Source organism: Aeromonas sp. S11(2024) (assembly GCF_041402345.1).
Classification (GTDB): Bacteria; Pseudomonadota; Gammaproteobacteria; order Enterobacterales; family Aeromonadaceae; genus Aeromonas; species Aeromonas veronii.
Genome location: NZ_JBGLRC010000019.1, coordinates 1 through 18,042, shown reverse-complemented (window position 1 = coordinate 18,042; position 18,042 = coordinate 1). Strand labels below are relative to the sequence as shown.

Annotated in this window: 19 protein-coding genes; 16 read left to right on the top strand and 3 right to left on the bottom strand. The window is 57.5% G+C overall.

The features are described 5' to 3' along the window. The first annotated feature begins 259 nt into the window (after positions 1–259). The 11 genes from ccoN to ttcA all read left to right on the top strand — a co-directional run bounded on the left by ccoN (position 260) and on the right by ttcA (position 10,503). A complete protein-coding gene (gene ccoN / locus ACB040_RS14850) occupies positions 260–1,684 on the top strand; it encodes a cytochrome-c oxidase, cbb3-type subunit I (protein ID WP_005360548.1) in 1,425 nt (474 codons plus the stop codon). 16 nt (positions 1,685–1,700) lie between these two features. Continuing rightward, complete coding sequence (gene ccoO / locus ACB040_RS14845) at positions 1,701–2,315, top strand: cytochrome-c oxidase, cbb3-type subunit II (protein WP_021230095.1); 615 nt, start codon at positions 1,701–1,703, stop codon at positions 2,313–2,315. A gap of 10 nt (positions 2,316–2,325) precedes the next feature. Beyond that, positions 2,326–2,505 carry a CcoQ/FixQ family Cbb3-type cytochrome c oxidase assembly chaperone gene (locus ACB040_RS14840; protein ID WP_005336620.1) on the top strand — a complete coding sequence of 60 codons (180 nt, stop codon included), beginning with the start codon at positions 2,326–2,328 and terminating at the stop codon, positions 2,503–2,505. Further along, entirely contained in the window at positions 2,505–3,488 is a 984-nt protein-coding gene (gene ccoP, locus ACB040_RS14835; RefSeq protein WP_021230094.1) for a cytochrome-c oxidase, cbb3-type subunit III, read from the top strand. Before ACB040_RS14840 ends, ccoP begins: the two co-directional genes overlap by 1 nt. Before the next feature lie 140 nt (positions 3,489–3,628). Beyond that, positions 3,629–4,129: a FixH family protein gene (locus tag ACB040_RS14830; RefSeq protein ID WP_043820362.1), complete on the top strand. Its 501-nt coding sequence runs from the start codon at positions 3,629–3,631 to the stop codon at positions 4,127–4,129. 86 nt (positions 4,130–4,215) lie between these two features. Beyond that, a complete protein-coding gene (locus tag ACB040_RS14825) occupies positions 4,216–6,600 on the top strand; it encodes a heavy metal translocating P-type ATPase (protein ID WP_371155394.1) in 2,385 nt (794 codons plus the stop codon). A 138-nt stretch (positions 6,601–6,738) separates the two neighbouring features. Then, complete coding sequence (gene ccoS / locus ACB040_RS14820; protein ID WP_005336630.1) at positions 6,739–6,927, top strand: cbb3-type cytochrome oxidase assembly protein CcoS; 189 nt, start codon at positions 6,739–6,741, stop codon at positions 6,925–6,927. Next, a complete protein-coding gene (locus ACB040_RS14815) occupies positions 6,911–7,597 on the top strand; it encodes a sulfite exporter TauE/SafE family protein (RefSeq protein WP_338774936.1) in 687 nt (228 codons plus the stop codon). The genes ccoS and ACB040_RS14815 overlap by 17 nt, the downstream gene beginning before the upstream one ends. A gap of 68 nt (positions 7,598–7,665) precedes the next feature. Beyond that, entirely contained in the window at positions 7,666–8,421 is a 756-nt protein-coding gene (locus tag ACB040_RS14810; protein WP_005351934.1) for an FNR family transcription factor, read from the top strand. A 151-nt stretch (positions 8,422–8,572) separates the two neighbouring features. Further along, positions 8,573–9,520 (top strand): universal stress protein UspE, encoded by a 948-nt coding sequence (uspE, locus tag ACB040_RS14805; RefSeq protein ID WP_005345417.1) that lies wholly within the window; start codon positions 8,573–8,575, stop codon positions 9,518–9,520. Between the two features lie 74 nt (positions 9,521–9,594). Continuing rightward, positions 9,595–10,503 carry a tRNA 2-thiocytidine(32) synthetase TtcA gene (gene ttcA, locus ACB040_RS14800; protein WP_005336634.1) on the top strand — a complete coding sequence of 303 codons (909 nt, stop codon included), beginning with the start codon at positions 9,595–9,597 and terminating at the stop codon, positions 10,501–10,503. A gap of 103 nt (positions 10,504–10,606) precedes the next feature. Here the strand turns inward: ttcA and ACB040_RS14795 are convergent, their stop codons facing one another. Both ACB040_RS14795 and ACB040_RS14790 read right to left on the bottom strand, forming a co-directional pair. Further along, positions 10,607–11,293, bottom strand: a complete 687-nt coding sequence (locus ACB040_RS14795) for a DUF2987 domain-containing protein (RefSeq protein WP_257691602.1) — start codon at positions 11,291–11,293, stop codon at positions 10,607–10,609. Between the two features lie 16 nt (positions 11,294–11,309). Continuing rightward, positions 11,310–12,047: a hypothetical protein gene (locus tag ACB040_RS14790; protein WP_005351939.1), complete on the bottom strand. Its 738-nt coding sequence runs from the start codon at positions 12,045–12,047 to the stop codon at positions 11,310–11,312. Positions 12,048–12,248: 201 nt separating this feature from the next. On the opposite strand from ACB040_RS14790, the gene potA reads away from it, so the two are divergent. The 4 genes from potA (at position 12,249) to ACB040_RS14770 (ending at position 16,142) form a co-directional block, all read left to right on the top strand. Then, positions 12,249–13,352, top strand: a complete 1,104-nt coding sequence (gene potA, locus ACB040_RS14785) for a spermidine/putrescine ABC transporter ATP-binding protein PotA (RefSeq protein ID WP_371155390.1) — start codon at positions 12,249–12,251, stop codon at positions 13,350–13,352. Further along, complete coding sequence (gene potB / locus ACB040_RS14780; protein WP_052200020.1) at positions 13,339–14,226, top strand: spermidine/putrescine ABC transporter permease PotB; 888 nt, start codon at positions 13,339–13,341, stop codon at positions 14,224–14,226. Before potA ends, potB begins: the two co-directional genes overlap by 14 nt. Further along, positions 14,223–14,993, top strand: coding sequence for a spermidine/putrescine ABC transporter permease PotC (gene potC, locus ACB040_RS14775; RefSeq protein ID WP_111808207.1), 771 nt, complete (start codon positions 14,223–14,225; stop codon positions 14,991–14,993). The genes potB and potC overlap by 4 nt, the downstream gene beginning before the upstream one ends. Before the next feature lie 81 nt (positions 14,994–15,074). Further along, on the top strand, positions 15,075–16,142 hold the full coding sequence (locus ACB040_RS14770; RefSeq protein ID WP_005345409.1) for an extracellular solute-binding protein: 1,068 nt from the start codon (positions 15,075–15,077) through the stop codon (positions 16,140–16,142). Positions 16,143–16,470: 328 nt separating this feature from the next. Here the strand turns inward: ACB040_RS14770 and ACB040_RS14765 are convergent, their stop codons facing one another. Next, entirely contained in the window at positions 16,471–16,722 is a 252-nt protein-coding gene (locus ACB040_RS14765) for an HNH endonuclease (RefSeq protein WP_371155416.1), read from the bottom strand. A 130-nt stretch (positions 16,723–16,852) separates the two neighbouring features. On the opposite strand from ACB040_RS14765, the gene ACB040_RS14760 reads away from it, so the two are divergent. Next, positions 16,853–17,884: an IS630 family transposase gene (locus tag ACB040_RS14760; protein WP_371155386.1), complete on the top strand. Its 1,032-nt coding sequence runs from the start codon at positions 16,853–16,855 to the stop codon at positions 17,882–17,884. Positions 17,885–18,042 lie beyond the last annotated feature (158 nt).

Genomic DNA, 18,042 nt, shown 5'->3' with positions numbered 1-18,042 from the left:
CAATTAAAATAGTTTTTTGTGATCTCGAACAAGGTAAAAAACTGCCATATCGAGACCGGACGGAGCCAAATATATCACTGTTTATACTGTTATTTTACCTGTCACTTCAGTATCATTCCCATGCAGTTTTCATTTAGCCATCTTTTGCTTTTCCTTTCGTTAACAGATGTTAACAACTGGTCGGCGGTGGCTGATGAAGCCAGTCCGGTCCTCCGGATACAAAACCAAACAACAGCAGCATCGGAAGCGGAATATAACGATGAGCCATACAACTAACCATCCTGAGTACAACTACACCGTTGTTCGCCAGTTTACCGTCATGACGATTGTCTGGGGAATTGTCGGCATGTCGGTTGGCGTACTGATCGCAGCCCAGTTGATCTGGCCTGCCCTCAACTTCGAGACCCCGTGGCTGACTTACAGTCGTCTGCGGCCCCTCCATACCAACGCAGTGATCTTCGCCTTCGGCGTCAGTGCACTGATGGCCACCTCCTTCTATGTGGTGCAGCGCACCTGTCAAACCAGACTGTTTGGTGGCCCGCTGGCAACCTTCGTCTTCTGGGGTTGGCAAGCAATCATCCTCTCTGCCGCCATCTCTCTGCCGCTGGGTTTCACCTCCGCCAAAGAGTATGCCGAGCTGGAGTGGCCGATTGATATCGCCATCACTGTGGTATGGGTTGCCTATGCCATCGTCTTCTTCGGCACCCTGATGAAGCGCACCACCTCCCACATCTATGTTGCGAACTGGTTCTTCGGTGCCTTCATCATCACCGTTGCGGTGCTGCACATTGTCAACAACATGGAAGTGCCGCTCTCCGGCATGAAGTCCTACTCCATGTACTCCGGCGCCATGGACGCCATGGTGCAGTGGTGGTATGGCCACAACGCGGTAGGCTTCCTGCTGACCGCCGGCTTCCTGGGGATGATGTACTACTTCGTGCCCAAGCAGGCCGGTCGTCCGGTTTACTCCTATCGCCTCTCCATCGTGCACTTCTGGGCGCTGATCTCCCTCTACATCTGGGCCGGTCCTCACCACCTGCACTACACCGCACTGCCTGACTGGGCCCAGTCGCTGGGCATGGTGATGTCCCTGATCCTGTTTGTCCCCTCCTGGGGCGGCATGATCAACGGCATCATGACCCTCTCCGGTGCCTGGCACAAACTGCGTTATGACCCCATCCTGCGCTTCCTGATCGTCTCTCTCTCTTTCTACGGCATGTCGACCTTCGAAGGCCCGATGATGGCGATCAAAACCGTCAACGCCCTCTCCCACTACACCGACTGGACCGTCGGTCACGTGCACTCCGGTGCGCTGGGCTGGGTTGCCATGGTCTCCATCGGTGCGGTTTACCATCTGATCCCGAACCTGTTCGGCCAGGGCCGGATGTACAGCGTCAAGCTGATCAACGTTCACTTCTGGCTGGCGACCGTGGGCACCGTGCTCTACATCGTTGCCATGTGGATTTCCGGCGTGATGCAGGGTCTGATGTGGCGTGCAGTCAACGAAGACGGCACCCTGACCTACAGCTTCGTTGAAGCGCTGCAGGCATCCTATCCCTTCTATTTCGTGCGCTTCCTGGGTGGCTGCTTCTTCGTCACCGGCATGTTGCTGATGGCTTACAACGCCTATCGCACCATCACTGCGCCCAAAGGTTCTCTGGAACCTGTCGCCCAGCCAGCATGATTGAAGAGGTCAACCCATGAGCAACAATAACCGTCACGAAATATTTGAAAAAAGCGTTCCCATGCTGGTGGTCGGCATCATCTTCGCCATCAGTCTGGGGGGCCTGGTTGAAATCACTCCGCTGTTCTTCCAAAAGCAAACCACCGAGCCGGTGGAGGGCCTCAAGCCCTACACCGCTCTGCAGATGGAAGGACGCGACATCTTCATTCGCGAAGGCTGCACCAACTGCCACAGCCAGATGATCCGTCCGTTCCGTGCCGAAACCGAGCGCTACGGTCACTACTCGGTCGCCGGTGAGAGCGTCTGGGAGCACCCCTTCCTGTGGGGCTCCAAGCGTACTGGTCCGGATCTGGCCCGTGTCGGTGGCCGCTACTCCGACGAGTGGCACAAGGTTCACCTGATCAACCCGCGCGATGTGGTACCGGAATCCAACATGCCCGCCTACCCCTGGCTTGATACCAATGTGCTGACTGGCGAGATGACCGGCAAAAAACTGGCGCTGTTCCGCGATCACTTCGGTGTGCCCTATACCGACGCCGATATTCAGGGTGCGGGCGAAGCCGTCAAGGGCAAAACCGAGCTGGATGCGCTGGTGGCCTATCTGCAATCACTGGGTCATGCCCTGAAATAAGGAGGCGAAGATGGACTACGGCACATTTCGCGGTCTGTATACCCTGCTGTTGATGGCCATCATGATTGGCATCATCGTCTGGGCATACAGCAAACGCCGCAAGACCTCTTTCGACGAGGCTGCCAATCTGGTTTTTGCCGATGATGAGCAACCCGGTGCTGATAAAAAGAACGCAGGAGCGAAACAATAATGAGCACTCTGTTTAGCATTTTTGTGACTGTCATCAGTCTGGGAACCATCCTCGGCTGCTTCTTGCTGCTGATGTGGTGCCGCAAGGACAAGATGGGTGTTGAAGAAGGAAAATCGATGGGTCACTCCTTCGATGGTATCGAGGAGATCAACAACCCGCTGCCGAAGTGGTGGACTTACATGTTCCTCTTCTTCATCGTCACCGGTCTGGTCTATCTGGTCGCCTTCCCGGGGCTTGGCAACTTCAAAGGCCTGCTGGGCTGGCAAAGTTCCAACCAGGACGTGCGCTCGCTGGCCGAGTCCAAGGCTGCAACCGAATCGGCCAAGGCCGAAGGTCGCGCAGTGGAGTATGACCGCGAGGTCGCCAAGGCTGACGAGATCTACGGCGCCAAATTCCGTGAACTCACCTACGAAGCGGATGGCAAAACCTATCGTGCCATCACCGAGATCGCCAAGGATCCGGAAGCCCTGAAAGTGGGTCAGCGTCTGTTCCTGCAGAACTGCTCCCAGTGCCACGGTTCTGACGCCCGCGGTGGTCGCGGTTTCCCGAACCTGACCGACAGCGAATGGCAATGGGGCGGCCAGCCTGATCAAATCAAGACCACCATCATGGGCGGTCGTCAGGGGATCATGGCTGCCTGGGGGGAAATCCTCGGCAAAGATGGCGTTCAGGAAGTGGCCTCCTATGTGCTGAGCCTCTCCGGTCGCAAGGTCGACCTGGTGGAAGCGAAGAAAGGTGAAGCACGCTTTGCCATCTGCGCTGCCTGCCACGGGGCCGATGCCAAGGGCGGTGTTGCCGTCGGTGCGCCAGATCTGACCAACAACACCTGGCTCTACGGTGGCTCCCGCGAAGTGGTGGTACAAACCATCACCCACGGTCGTCACGGTGTGATGCCAGCCTGGAAAGACATTCTGGGTGAGGACAAGGTTCACCTGCTGGCCTCCTACGTTTACAGCCTGTCTCATCAACAGTCTGCCAAATAAGGTTCGCCCGTAACGTTGTAACATGTGATAAACACGTGATTACACAGCAAAAAGCCTCGACTCCTCGAGGCTTTTTGTTATCTTGTGTTGCGTAAAAACCATCTTCCACGTTAATCATTCGTTTCATGGCAGTAGCAATCATGACCCAACCTCTATCCAAACCGTGGTATCGCCAATTCTGGCCCTGGTTTATCATCGCCCTCCCCACTGCCGCCGTTGTTGGCAGCATCGCCACCGCCATCATCGCCAGCAAGGATGGGGTCAATCTGGTGGCCGAGGACTATTACAAACAAGGGAAAGAGATCAATCAGGACTTGAGCAAGTTTGACCGCTCCGAAGCGCTCAATATCCGCTTTGGGCTGGAGGTTGACGGCAACGAGCTGACCCTCAAACCCATCAGCGGCGATATTCCTGCCGGGCAAGCTCTCTATCTCTCATTGTTCCACCCGACCTTGGCCGGTCAGGACAGCGAACACATGATCACCGCCGATGCGAGCGGCACCTATCGCCTCCATTTCGACAAGCCGCTGGTCGGCAAGTGGCACATTCGGGTCGATGCTTTCGATCACGAGTGGCGATTGCAAGAGACCGTCCAGCTGCCCACCCTGGCCCCTGTCGAACTCGACCCGAAAGGACGCTAAGCCATGACCGGCTGTTCTCACTGTGGCGAGCCGGTTCTCGCCAGCGCCCCTGCTGCTTGCATTCTGCATTCAGGGGGACATAAAGCATGACCCCCTGTTTTCACTGTGGCGAGCCGGTACCCGCTAATAGTGGCTATTCCCTCGAGATAAAGGGGATTGTTCGCCCCATGTGCTGCCCCGGTTGTCAGGCGGTGGCGGAAACCATCATGGAGTGCGGCCTCGCCAGTTACTACGATCACCGCACCGCTCCCGGCACCAAGGGGGATCTGGTGCCCGAGGAGCTGGCCGCCCTCACCCACTACGATCTGGCAGAAGTGCAACAGGATTTTGTCACCGACAGCGGTACCCTTCGCGAAATCCAGCTGACAGTAGAAGGGCTCACCTGCGCCGCCTGTGCCTGGTTGATCGAACGCCACCTGATGACCCTGACGGGCCTGCGCTACATCAACGTCAACACCACCACCCATCGGGCCCGCATCAAGTGGGATCCGGACCAGCTTTCCCTGAGTGACATTCTCAAGGGATTTGCCCAGATCGGCTATCGCGCCTACCCGTTCCAGACCCATCAACAGGAGGCGCTCTACGCCAAAGAGGTGCGCAGCTATATGTTCCGGCTGGCACTGGCGGGGCTGGGCTCGATGCAGGTGATGATGTGCGCCGTGGCCCTCTACATGGATCTCTTCATCAGCGTTGAAGATGAGTTCATGGTCTACTTCAAGTGGATAAGCCTGCTGCTCTCCACCCCCATCATGATCTACTCGGCCCAGCCCTTTTACGTGGGTGCCTGGCGCAGCCTGAAACAGGGTCACCTGTCGATGGATGTGTCGGTGTCGCTGGCGCTGATCGGGGCTTTTATCGCCTCCATGTGGGCCACCGTGTTCAATACCGGTGAGGTCTATTACGACTCCATCACCATGTTCGTCTTCTTCCTGCTGCTGGGGCGCTTTCTCGAGTTGCGGGCCCGACGCAAGGCGTCGGAATCGAGCTCCAACCTGGCGCGACTGGTGCCCATCATGGCGACCCGCATCGATGATGAAGGGGAGCATGAGGTAGCGGCCAAGACCTTGCAGGTCGGCGATCGGGTGCGGGTGCTGGCCGGAGCAACCTTACCGGCGGATGGCATCATTGTCGAAGGGCAAGCCAGCCTCAACGAATCCATGCTGACCGGTGAACAGCTGCCCCTGCTCAAACAGCCCGGCGATCAGGTCTATGCCGGCACTATCAACACGGATGCTCCGCTGCAGGTCAGGGTCAGCCACCGTATCGAAGAGTCTCGGATCGCCCAGATCATGCGGCTGCAGCATCATGCCCTCGATGACAAACCAGCCATCGCCCAGATGGCGGATCAGCTGTCGCGCCACTTTATTCTGGTGCTGCTGATCATTGCCGCCGCCGTCTGGACCTTCTGGCACTTCCATCAACCGGATCAGGCATTCTGGGTCACCCTCGCCGTGCTGGTTGCCACTTGCCCCTGTGCCCTGTCGCTGGCGACTCCGACGGCGCTAACCTCGGCCACCGCCAATCTGACCCGCAACGGCATTCTGCTGCGCCGTGGTCATGTGCTGGACGTGCTGACCAAGGCCAACCGGATCGTGATGGACAAGACCGGTACCCTGACCACAGGGGAGATCAGTCTGACAGGCACCACCACCTTGGCAGAGATGGACGAGACGCACTGCCTCGCCATCGCCCGGGGCATGGAGGCGCAATCCGAACACCCCATTGCCCGCGCCTTCCGGCTGCCCGCCGATAACATTACCGTTCAGCCATCCGCCCGCGAGATCACCCCGGTCATCGGTCACGGCATCACGGCGCTGGTGGATGGCGTGCGCTACCGCATCGGCAGTGCCCGCTGGCTTGGGTTGGATCCGGCGCAAGAGCACGGCCACGGTCTGGCTATCTATCTGGCCGACGAGCAGCAGGTATTGGCCCGCTTCAATCTGGAAGATACCCTGCGCCCCGATGCCAGGGCGCTGATCGCAGCATTCAAGGCAGCAGGTCTGCAAACTACCGTGCTGACTGGTGACAGCTCTCTGCAAGCAGACGAGATTGCCCGGGAACTGGGGGTGGATGAGCTGGCCAAGGGGGTCTCGCCCGATGGCAAGCTGGCCTATCTCAAGGCTCGGGAAGCCCAAGGGGATATCAGCATCATGGTGGGCGATGGCATCAACGACGCGCCGGTACTGGCCGGGGCGCACGCCTCGTTCGCCATGGCCGGTGGCACCGATCTGGCGAAAAACAGCGCCGATGCCATCCTGCTGGCCGATGACCTGAGCCGACTGCTCGAGGCCAGAGTGCTGGCAATGCGTACCCGCAAGATCATCATCGAGAACTTCGCCTGGTCCATCGGTTACAACCTGCTGGTGCTGCCGCTGGCAGCCTGCGGCTGGCTGCCCCCCTATCTGGCGGCGGCGGGCATGTCGCTCAGTTCACTCATCGTGGTAACCAACTCCATGCGCCTCAACCGATGAGGCTGGTGGCGGAAAATAGCTGAAAATGTGGCCTGCCTCCGATGCAGGCCACATTTCTCACTGATAGCGGCTGGCCCCCTGCCAGAACAGGGTTACCATAGGGGACGCTTGCCAAGGATGAACGCCAAGGTACCTCCCATGAATATAATTTTTGTCCTGATCCCCATCGCTATCCTGTTTGTGATCATCGCCGGGGTCGTCTTCTTCTGGGCCATTCGCTCCGAGCAGTTTGAAGATCTCGACCGGCAGGGTTCCAACATCCTGTTTGACGAAGAGCAACCTGCCCACAAACCCGTAAAGCCTGCTGACCATGACCCACAACCTTGATCTGGCCGGCGCCCTGCTGGTCGGACTGGCAGGCTCCGCCCACTGCTTCGGCATGTGCGGTGGCGTCTCTGCCGCGCTCTCCATGGCGATCCCCGCCAACAAGCAGCATTTTTGGGGGCGGCTTGCCTATCTGCTCAACTACAACCTCGGCCGGATCCTGAGCTATGTCATCGCAGGAGCCTTGGTGGGCGGCCTGCTCGCCACCACCAGCGAGCTGGGCGCAGGCAAACACGCTATTGCCGGCTTACGCCTGGTGGCGGCGTTATTGATGATTGCGCTTGGCCTCTATCTGGCGGGCTGGTGGCAAGGGATCTTGCTGCTGGAGCGGCTCGGCGCCAGACTTTGGCCCCGTATCAAACCGCTGGCGGGCAAATTTCTCCCCTTCACCTCACCGCTGCAGGCATTGCCCTTTGGCATGGTGTGGGGTTGGCTGCCCTGCGGGCTGGTCTACTCCATGCTGACCTGGAGCGCAGCGGCGGGTTCGGCCAGTGGCGGGGCGCTGACCATGCTCTTTTTTGGTCTCGGCACCCTGCCCACCCTGTTTGCGTTGGGGGGACTCGCTGATCGCCTGAGATACTGGCTCACCCTGCGCAGTTTGCGCCTTGGCGGGGCCCTGCTGCTCATTTTGTTCGGGGTGCATACCTTCTGGATTGGCATTGCTTCCTTTTGAAACCCTATCCAAAACGGATGAGTTGATGGTAAACTTGTTTGATATAAATCAATTATTCGTATGAGCCTATGATCCCGGAAAAGAAACCTGGCAGACGTATCCAGAGCGGTGGCTGTGCAATTCATTGCCAGGATTGCAGCATCAGTCAGCTCTGTATTCCCTTCACTCTGAACGACAACGAGCTTGATCAGCTGGACAGCATCATCGAGCGCAAGAAGCCGATCCAGAAGGGTGAAGAGCTGTTCAAGGCTGGCGATGAGTTCAAATCGCTCTATGCCATCCGTTCCGGGACCATCAAGTCTTACACCATCACCGAGCAAGGGGATGAGCAGATCACTGCGTTCCACCTCGCTGGCGATCTGGTCGGTTTTGATGCCATCAACAAGCAGGCCCACCCCTCCTTCGCTCAGGCGCTGGAGACGGCCATGGTGTGCGAGATCCCGTTTGAAGTGCTGGACGATCTCTCCGGCAAGATGCCCAAACTGCGCCAGCAGATCATGCGTCTGATGAGCAGCGAAATCATGGGCGATCAGGAGATGATCCTGCTGCTCTCCAAGAAAAATGCCGAAGAGCGCCTCGCCGCCTTCCTGCATAATCTGTCGGTACGCTTCTCCGAGCGCGGCTTCTCCGCCAAGGAGTTCCGTCTCTCCATGACCCGTGGTGACATTGGCAACTATCTGGGTCTGACTGTCGAGACCATCAGTCGTCTGCTCGGCCGCTTCCAGAAGTCCGGTCTCATCAGTGTCAAAGGCAAATACATTACCGTGCTGGATCAGGTCGCCCTTGGCATGATGGCCGGTGCTACTCGCCCGCCCTGCGGCTGATTTTTCCGCTTACCCTACCGTTTTTTTTCTGCTTTCCCTGCCGGATCCTTTCCTCTGGAATGTGATCCGGTACGTTCCCCATACCCTCCTCCTGCGCTAAGCTGTAATGGCTAAGATTCTGCTGTCATTGGACTTTTCCAAGGAGGAGAAGATGGTCAAATATCAGAATATTCTGGTGGTTATCAATCCAGAAGAGGAGCGTCAAATCGCCCTCGAACGGGCAGTCAAAGTCGCCGAGCTGGACGAAAACGCCCATCTGACCCTGCTGCTCACCATCTATGACTTCTCGTATGAAATGACCGCCATGCTCTCGGTGGACGAGCGGCAAGAGATGCGCGACGGCGTCATTTCACAGCGACGTGAGTGGCTGGACGAGATCCTGACCCCCTATCGGGCACAGGGGATCGAGTGCGAAGTGAAAGTAGTCTGGCACAATCGTCCCTTCGAATGCGTCATTCAGGAAGTGCTGGAGCAGCGCCACGATCTGGTGGTCAAAGCCACTCACCATCACAGCTTCCTGCAAACCTTCATCTTTACCCCCACCGACTGGCATCTGCTGCGCAAATGCCCCTGTCCGGTGCTGCTAGTCAAAGAGGGTCACTGGCAACGGGGCGGCAACATCATCGCCGCCATCAACTGCTCAAGCGACGATCCGGATCAGAAATTGCTCAACGAACGGATCACCCAGGAGGGAAGCGACATCGCCGAACTACTGGGCTCCAACCTCTATCTGGTCAACACCTACCCGGGCACCCCGGTCAACGTGGCCATCGAGCTGCCGGAGTTTGATCCCAACGCCTACAACGAAGCGATCCGCAAACACCACGAAAGCCTGCTGCTCAGCCATGCCGACAAGTTCGGGATCGGTCATCTCTGGACCCGGGTAGCAGAGGGGCTACCGGAAGAGGTGTTGCCGGATATGGCCGAAGAGCTCAAGGCAACCTTGATGATCATGGGCTGCGTCGGCCGTACCGGGCTTTCTGCAGCTCTGCTCGGCAATACCGCCGAACATGTGATTGACCGCCTCTCCTGCGACATCCTGATCCTCAAACCGGCGGACTACAGCTGCCCGGTCGACAGTCGTCGCAATCAATCATAAGGTGCCTGGCACCTTGCCCTCCCCCGGGACATGGCTATAATAACGCGCTTATTTGTGTCCCGGGTTTTACGAGCATGCTAGAAGAGCTGAACGCCAAAGAAAAATACAGTTTTAACAAACTGCAGAAGCGCCTGCGGCGCAACGTGGGTCAGGCCATTGCCGACTTCAACATGATTGAAGAGGGCGACAAGGTCATGGTCTGCCTCTCCGGCGGCAAGGACAGCTTCGGTATGCTCGACATACTGATGAGCCTCAAAGCCAGCGCCCCCATCCATTTCGATCTGGTTGCTGTCAACCTAGATCAGAAGCAGCCCGGTTTCCCCGAGCATGTGCTGCCCGAGTACCTGGATTCCCTCGGCATCGAGTACAAGATTGTCGAAGAGGATACCTACTCCATCGTCAAGGAGAAGGTACCGGAAGGCAAAACCACCTGCTCCCTCTGCTCACGGCTGCGCCGCGGTATTCTCTATCGCACCGCCCAGGAGCTGGGTTGCACCAAGATTGCCCTTGGCCACCACCGCGACGACATCCTTGAGACCCTGTTCCTCAACATGTTCTACGGTGGCAAGCTCAAGTCCATGCCGCCCAAGCTGGTGAGCGACGATGGCAAGAACGTGGTGATCCGCCCGCTGGCCTACTGCAAAGAGAAGGATCTGATCCGCTACGCCGACGTCAAAGCCTTCCCCATCATTCCGTGCAACCTGTGCGGCTCGCAGGAGAACCTGCAGCGTCAGGCCATCAAGCAGATGATGCAGGATTGGGATCGCCGCTTCCCCGGTCGTATCGAAACCATGTTCACCGCCATTCAGGACGTGATCCCGAGCCACCTGCTCGACCACAAGCTGTTTGACTTCAAGAGCATCAACCGCGACTCCGGCATCATCGATGGTGGCGACAAGGCGTTTGATCCGCCCGAGATGCCAAAGGCGCCGCTGCTGGATATCGACGAGATGGACATGCTGGATGTGATTGAAGTGCGCTAAGCCGCGCTCACAAGGCAAACGCCACGCAATAAAAAAGGAGCGATAATCGCTCCTTTTTTGCTTTCTTGATCTGCCTCTTACCAACGTGACAGCACCATCGGCATCAGCCTTTGTGCAGCCAGGGGGTCAGTCGCAGCACGTCACCTTGCAGGCGAAGTTGCCCGGCAGCGAACGCGGCCAGTTGCTCATTGCTAAGCAACAGATGGCCTTCCTGCCAGGGCAGCGCTTCCTGACGGGCGCCATCAATCAAATAAGCAGTGCCGCTCTGCTGCACCAGGGTAATGCGTACCCCTTCCATCTTCGGCAAGAAGTGCTTGCCGACCATGCCTGCCATCTTGTCGAGCAGCGACTGCATCTGCTGCTGACGTGCCGCCAGCTCGGCCACCGGCAGTTCGGGGCCATTCGGTGCGTCGGCCATCACCTGTACCGTCATATCGCAAGTGGCGTGCTCTTCTTTCAGGCCGACGGTCACGATCCCCTTGTCGAGGTTGAGATCCTCATCAAAAGGCAGGCGCAGTTCGCTATCGACCGTTACCTCGCCCGCGACCTCCTTGCTGTCGGTTGCAACCCGGGCAAAGGTGAGGCCGCAGCGCTGACCATTTTGCGGATCGGTCAGATAAAACCCCAGTCTGGCGTGACCAAACTCCCCTTTGGCAAAGGTCTTCATCTGGCTGTAGAAGGTGCTGTATTGCAGATCCAGCACCGGCTCAGCCAGCGCCAGCCCTGGCAGCAAGAGCGTGGCCAGCAGACTCTGGCGCACAGCCATGGTCACTCCATATCGACGGGTCATTCAACGTCCTTTTGCATCATGCATTGAAATGGTTGGGGCCTTCTGTCACCTCGTTAACCTCTACCCCCACCCCGCAGAGATCCCGATAGAGGATCCCCTTGCAGTTGAAATAGAGCGGTGCCACCCAGATAAGCCCCAACCCCATGGGGATCAGAGCCAGGAAGAAGAGCGCGGTCATCACGCCGTGGAACAGCACAATGCTGGGCCAGCCGCGCGCAAAGAGTTTGAGAGAGACCAGAATGGCCTGGGGCGGCGTCAGGCCACGCTCCAGCACCAATGGGACGGTAAAGAGCAGCCCCATGCCGATCAGGGCCGAGGGGATGAAAGATAGTACGGCGGGCAATCCCAGCAGATCGAATAGCGGGCCAAACAGGCTGGTGAGCAGACTGCCAAGCAGGCTCAACATGCCGAGGCGTACAAAGTGGCGGAAGAAGTCGAACACCTGGTTGGCGCGGGCGCGCACCCCGACCGACTGCTGCAACCCCAGCATATCGAGGGAGCTGGTCATAGGGGCCATCACCACCGTCATCAGCAGACTCAGCACCATGGCCACATTCATCTGGCTGTCATCCCCCAGATAGGGCAACAGCAGCACATTGCTGAGCAGGATCCAGATCGCCGTCACCCCGACAATCGCCAGCAGCAGGCCAAATCCGGTACGGCGGGTCTGTTGCCATCCCTCCTGGATGACCCCTTTCAGATCAAGGCGGTAGCCCTGGTTCAGAGACTGCTCAAGGGAGCCGCCAATACGCATTTTATTACTCAATTGACTATCCAATATCGAAAACGACCAAATCAGGTGGCACATTATAGCGATTTGGTCTGCTATTCGTAGCCGTTTTTCCTGCGCACTTGCGGCTAATTCGGGCCAAAAAGCCTTTAATTTCATGTGTCGGCTGCATAGAATGCGGCCCTCTTTCAACACGATGGCCACTGGCTGGGGTGAGACTGGCGGATGATGAACAATCCACAGGTAATTGTCGCGCTGAACAAGATCAGCAAAAAATACGATGGCAAGGTGATCCTGAGTGACCTTGACCTTGAAATCTATGACGGTGAATTTCTTACCCTGCTGGGCCCTTCCGGCTGTGGCAAGACCACCCTGCTGCGCCTGCTGGCCGGGCTCGAATCGGTCGATGGTGGCACCATCCATCTGGCCGGTGACGAGATCACCCATATCCCCGCCGAACACAGGCACATCAACACCGTGTTCCAGAGCTATGCGCTCTTCCCCCATATGACGGTGTTTGAAAACGTCGCCTTTGGCCTCGAGATGCAGAAAGTGCCTGCCAGCGAGATCCGCCAGCGGGTCGAGGAGACCCTCGCCATGGTGCAGCTCACCGAGCTGGCCAACCGCCGCCCGGATCAGCTCTCTGGCGGTCAGCAGCAACGGGTCGCCATCGCCCGCGCCGTGGTCAACAAGCCCCGCCTGCTGCTGCTCGACGAATCCCTCTCGGCGCTCGACTACAAGCTGCGCAAGCAGATGCAGAGCGAGCTCAAGGCGCTGCAGCGTCGCCTTGGTATCACCTTTGTCTTTGTCACCCATGATCAGGAAGAGGCGCTCACCATGTCTGATCGCATCCTGGTGATGGAGGGGGGCCAAATCATCCAGCGCGGCACCCCGCGCGATATCTACGAATCGCCAGCCAACCTGTTCGTGGCCCGCTTTATCGGCGAGATCAACGTGATGGATGGCAAGCTGATCAGCCAGCGCGAGCCCGGTATCTGGCAGGCCGAGGTCGAGGGGCGCGAATGCCTGCTCCATACCGCCTTGCCGTTCCAGCCAGACGACAAGATGCTGGTGCTGCTGCGCCCGGAAGATCTGCGCATTCTCGATCAGGATGACGATCAAAGTGGCGCGCTGCGGGGCAATATCCGCGAGCGCAACTACAAGGGGGCGACGCTGGATTCGGTGATCGAGCTCGAAAGTGGCAAACAGCTGCTTATCTCCGAGTTCTTCGACGAGGATGACCCCGACTTTGACTATCGCCTGGGTCAGGAGGTGGCGATCCACTGGGTTGACAGCTGGGAGGTGGTGCTGCCCTATGAGCCTCACTAATCTGCGGGTAGCGCACAGCTTTGCCCACAACGGCTTTCGCAACACAGCCATCGCGCTGATCCTGGGCTGGCTGACGCTGTTTGTCTTCCTGCCCAACCTGATGATCATCGGTGTCAGCTTCCTCACGCGCGATGAGTCCGAGCTTATCGCGCCGCTCTTTACCCTGAGCAACTATGGCCGCCTGCTGGACCCGCTCTATTTTGAGGTGCTGCTCCACTCCCTCTGGCTGGCGCTGCTCGCCACCGCCATCTGCTTACTGGTGGGCTACCCCTTTGCCTGGCTGCTGGCCCATCTGCCAGCGCGTATCCGCCCGCTGCTGCTGTTTCTGGTGGTGGTGCCGTTTTGGACCAACTCCCTGATCCGCACCTATGCGCTTAAAGTGCTGCTCGGCACCCGGGGGCTGATCAATGGCTGGCTGCTGGATCTGGGGCTTATCGAGCGGCCGCTGCAGATGATGTATACCGAGGTGGCCGTCATCATCGGGCTGGTCTATGTGCTGCTCCCCTTTATGGTGCTGCCGCTCTACTCCAGCATCGAGAAGCTGGATGGCCGTTTGCTGGAGGCGGCGCGAGATCTTGGCGCCAACGGCTGGCAGCGGCTGGTACGGATCATCCTGCCCCTCACCCTGCCAGGCATCATCGCCGGTTGTCTGCTGGTGTTCCTGCCCGCCATGGGGATGTTCTATGTCTCCGACTTGCTGGGAGGTGCCAAGCACTTGCTGATCGGCAACCTGATCAAGACCCAGTTCCTCAACAGCCGTGACTGGCCCTTTGGCGCCGCCATCAGCGTGATGCTGACGGTGCTGATGGCGCTGTTGGTCTACTGCTACTGGCGGGCGGGCAAACTGCTCAGCAAGAAGGGGGAGCTGGCATGATGCGCGCACTGAAGGCTCTGTTCTTGCTGCTGGTGTTTGGCTATCTCTATGTGCCCATCGGGGTGTTGATCGCCAACTCCTTCAACCTGTCGAAATATGGCATCGACTGGCGCGGCTTTACCCTGGGCTGGTATGAGAAGCTGTTTGCCAGCGCCAGCCTGATGCAGGCGGCCCAGCACTCACTGACTATCGCCGCCCTCACCGCCACCGCGGCCACCCTGATCGGTACTCTCACCGCCGTGGCGCTGTTTCGCTATCGCTTTCGCGGCAAGCAGTACGTGAGCGGCATGCTGTTTGTGGTGATGATGTCCCCCGATATCGTGATGGCCATTTCGCTGCTGACCCTGTTTGTAGTGACCGGCATTGTGCTCGGCTTCTGGTCGCTGCTGATCGCCCACATCACCTTCTGTCTGCCGTTTGTGGTGATCACCGTCTACTCGCGGCTGTGCGGTTTTGATGTGCGGATGCTGGAAGCTGCGCGGGATCTGGGGGCTGGCGAGTGGATCATCCTGCGCCGCATCATACTGCCGCTGGCCCTGCCGGCGGTGATGGCAGGCTGGCTGCTCTCTTTTACCCTGTCGCTGGACGACGTGGTGGTGAGCTCCTTTGTTACCGGCCCGGCCTACGAGATCCTGCCGCTCAAGATCTACTCCATGGTCAAGGTGGGGGTCTCCCCCGAGGTCAACGCCCTGGCCACCCTGATGCTGGTCGCCTCCCTCGGGATGGTGCTGCTGGCGCAACTGTTACTGCGTAAACGGCAGGGTTGACCCTGCCCGTTTCGTCCCCGCCATCTTTGGCGAACTCTGTCACGGTGGGCCGCAAGGCCCCATAACCCCAAGGAGTTGTTGATGACAATCCAACACAAGGCCGGCGCCCTGCTGGCAGCCGCCCTCACCCTCACCACCCCGCTGCTGAGCCAGAGCGCTCACGCGGCCGATGACAAGGTGGTCTACTTCTACAACTGGTCGGAATATGTGCCGGACGGTCTGCTGGAGCAGTTCCAGCAAGAGACCGGCATCAAGGTGATCTACTCCACCTACGAATCCAACGAGACCCTCTACGCCAAACTGAAAACCCATGGCGACGGCTATGACGTGGTGGTGCCCAGCACCTACTTCATCTCGAAAATGGCCAAAGAGGGAATGCTGCAGCCGCTGGATCGCGCCCAGCTGCCCAACTTCAAGCACCTCGACCCCACCCTGCTCAACCACGAGTACGACCCGGACAACCGCTACTCCATCCCCTATATCTGGGGCGCAACCGGGATCGGCACCAACACCGACATCATCGAGCAGCCGGTGACCAGCTGGAAGCAGCTCTGGGCACCGGAGTGGAAAGAGAGCCTGCTGCTGATGGACGATGCCCGCGAGGTGTTCCATATCGCGCTGGTGCAGCTGGGCTACAGCCCCAACACCCAGGACAAGGCGCAAATTGCCGAAGCGTTCGAATACCTGAAAAAGCTGATGCCCAACGTCAAGGCGTTCAACTCCGACAACCCGGCCGACCCCTTTATCGCCGGTGAGGTCAATATCGGCATGCTGTGGAACGGCTCGGCCTACGGCGCCCAGCGCGAATACCCCTCCATCCAGATGACCTACCCCGAAGAAGGGGCGGTACTCTGGATGGACAACCTCGCCATCCCGGCCAAGGCCAAGCATGTGAAAGAGGCGCACGCCCTGATCAACTTCCTGATGCGCCCCGATGTGGCCGCCAAGGTGGCCGAGGCAATTGGCTACCCCACCCCGGTCAAGGATGCCATCCCCCTGCTCACCCCGGCGTTTCGCAACAACCCCATGGTCTTCCCGAGCGACGAGATCAAGCGCAAGGGGGAGTTCCAGTCCGATGTGGGTGATGCCTCCCGCCTCTATGAGCAGTATTTCCTGCAGTTGAAAGCCATGGTGGCCAAGGCGGGTTAAATCGGCGGTTAATCGGCCCTGACGGGCGTAATGGATAAAGGGGGCAATATTTGCCCCCTTCTTCTTTCACCACCAGCACCTTTTCTCAATGCAACAATCCTTGACATCGAGACGTATGGAGAGCCTCGGTTAACGGCAACATATATGGACAGCCATCTTCCTCCCAGGCCACCGGATTCAGAGCAGATTTGAAGGGGTATATGAGGATGGTAGCGATAAATATGGGCCATTCTAATTGGATTCATAGGTGCTTTTATGGGGACTGACTGAACACTATTATCGAAACCGCTAATCCGATCGACAGCTTTGATATAAATCATGTAAAAAGTTAAATATCATGGCTATACCAAGCCTCATACTTTGATGAAACTTGAATTATTTTGCTACTTTTTTTAGATTGCAAGCTACTGCAAAGCAGTTGTAAATTGGTAACATCATTAATGTACCCTTGAACCAACGGAATAATATGATCAAAATGTTCTTCTGATGAGACTGATATTTTCCCAGATAAATCACATAGGCAGCTCGAACATTGCGCTCGATCTAGATGATAAACAGCCCGTCGGGCCCATACAGGAATATGTAATCTAAATGTACAGATCTAAATAGCTGTTCCGAATAGTAGATCACTGGAGGAAGGGAACTCAGTCCAGTTTGTGCGATCTCATTAGTCGCCAAACAAAACAAGCCGCACCCAAAGGACTGAGTTGATGCCTATCCTACCCCCCCTGCCACGACCACAACGGCGCCGCATTCACAAATTCATCCATGCCACACGTGATAAAGGGCATGCTCGTCGCTTGATGGCCATCTTGCTGTTACATGAAGGACGCACGATCAATGATGTTCATCACCTTACCGGCGCTGCTCGCTCGACCATCGGCCGTTGGCTTCGGTGGTATCGGGATGAAGGTGTGGGGGCTCTAGAAGCCTTACCGGCTGGCCGTGCCCCAGTTTTACCTATCGCCAAGATTGTCACCTTATTGGTGCTGCTCATGCAGTTTTCTCCGCAAGATTTTGGTTATCAGCGCAGCCGCTGGTGTACTGAGCTATTGGCCATCAAAATCAATCGGTTAACAGGGCTCAATGTGGCAGCCTCCACGCTCCGCCGATGGTTACCGCGTATGGACATTGTCTGGCGCAGGCCCGTGCCGACCTTGCGGATAAAAGACCCAGCTTATCGGGAGAAAATGGCGGATATCGACGCTGCGCTGGCCCGCTGTGATACCGCTAATCCGGTGTTTTATGAGGATGAAGTCGATATAGACCTCAATCCCAAATTAGGGGCCGACTGGATGTTCAGAGCGCAACAAAAGCGGGTTGTCACTCCGGGACAGAACGCCAAACATTACCTGGCAGGCGTTCTCCATGCAGGCAACGGAAGAGTGCTTTACGTCAGTGGGATAAAGAAAAACTCATCCCTGTTTATCGCCATGCTGGAAAAGCTGCGTCGCCACTACCGACGAGCCAAAACCATCACGCTGATCCTCGATAACTACATCATTCACAAAAGCCAACAGACCGAGCGATGGTTGAAGAAGAACCCCAAGTTCTGCTTGGTATTTCAGCCAGTTTACAGCCGTTGGGTTAATCACATCGAACGGCTGTGGCACAAGTTACATGAAACCATCACGCGCAATCATCAATGCAGAGGAATGGCCAATCTGCTGGCCCGAGTGAAACACTTCATGGATACCGTGTCTCCTTTCCCGGGGAATGGCTATGGCACAGCGAAGGTGTAGCACTATTAGGATCAGTTATTTAGTTATCACCTGACACCGGCCTCAAACCGGTGTCTTGTTTACGCTACTTTAGAGCGCACTTCCTTCGGTATCAATTTCAGACCCTTTTTGAACATGCTGTAAGGGGTCTGCCCCTCCATCATCCTGCCTTGATGTGG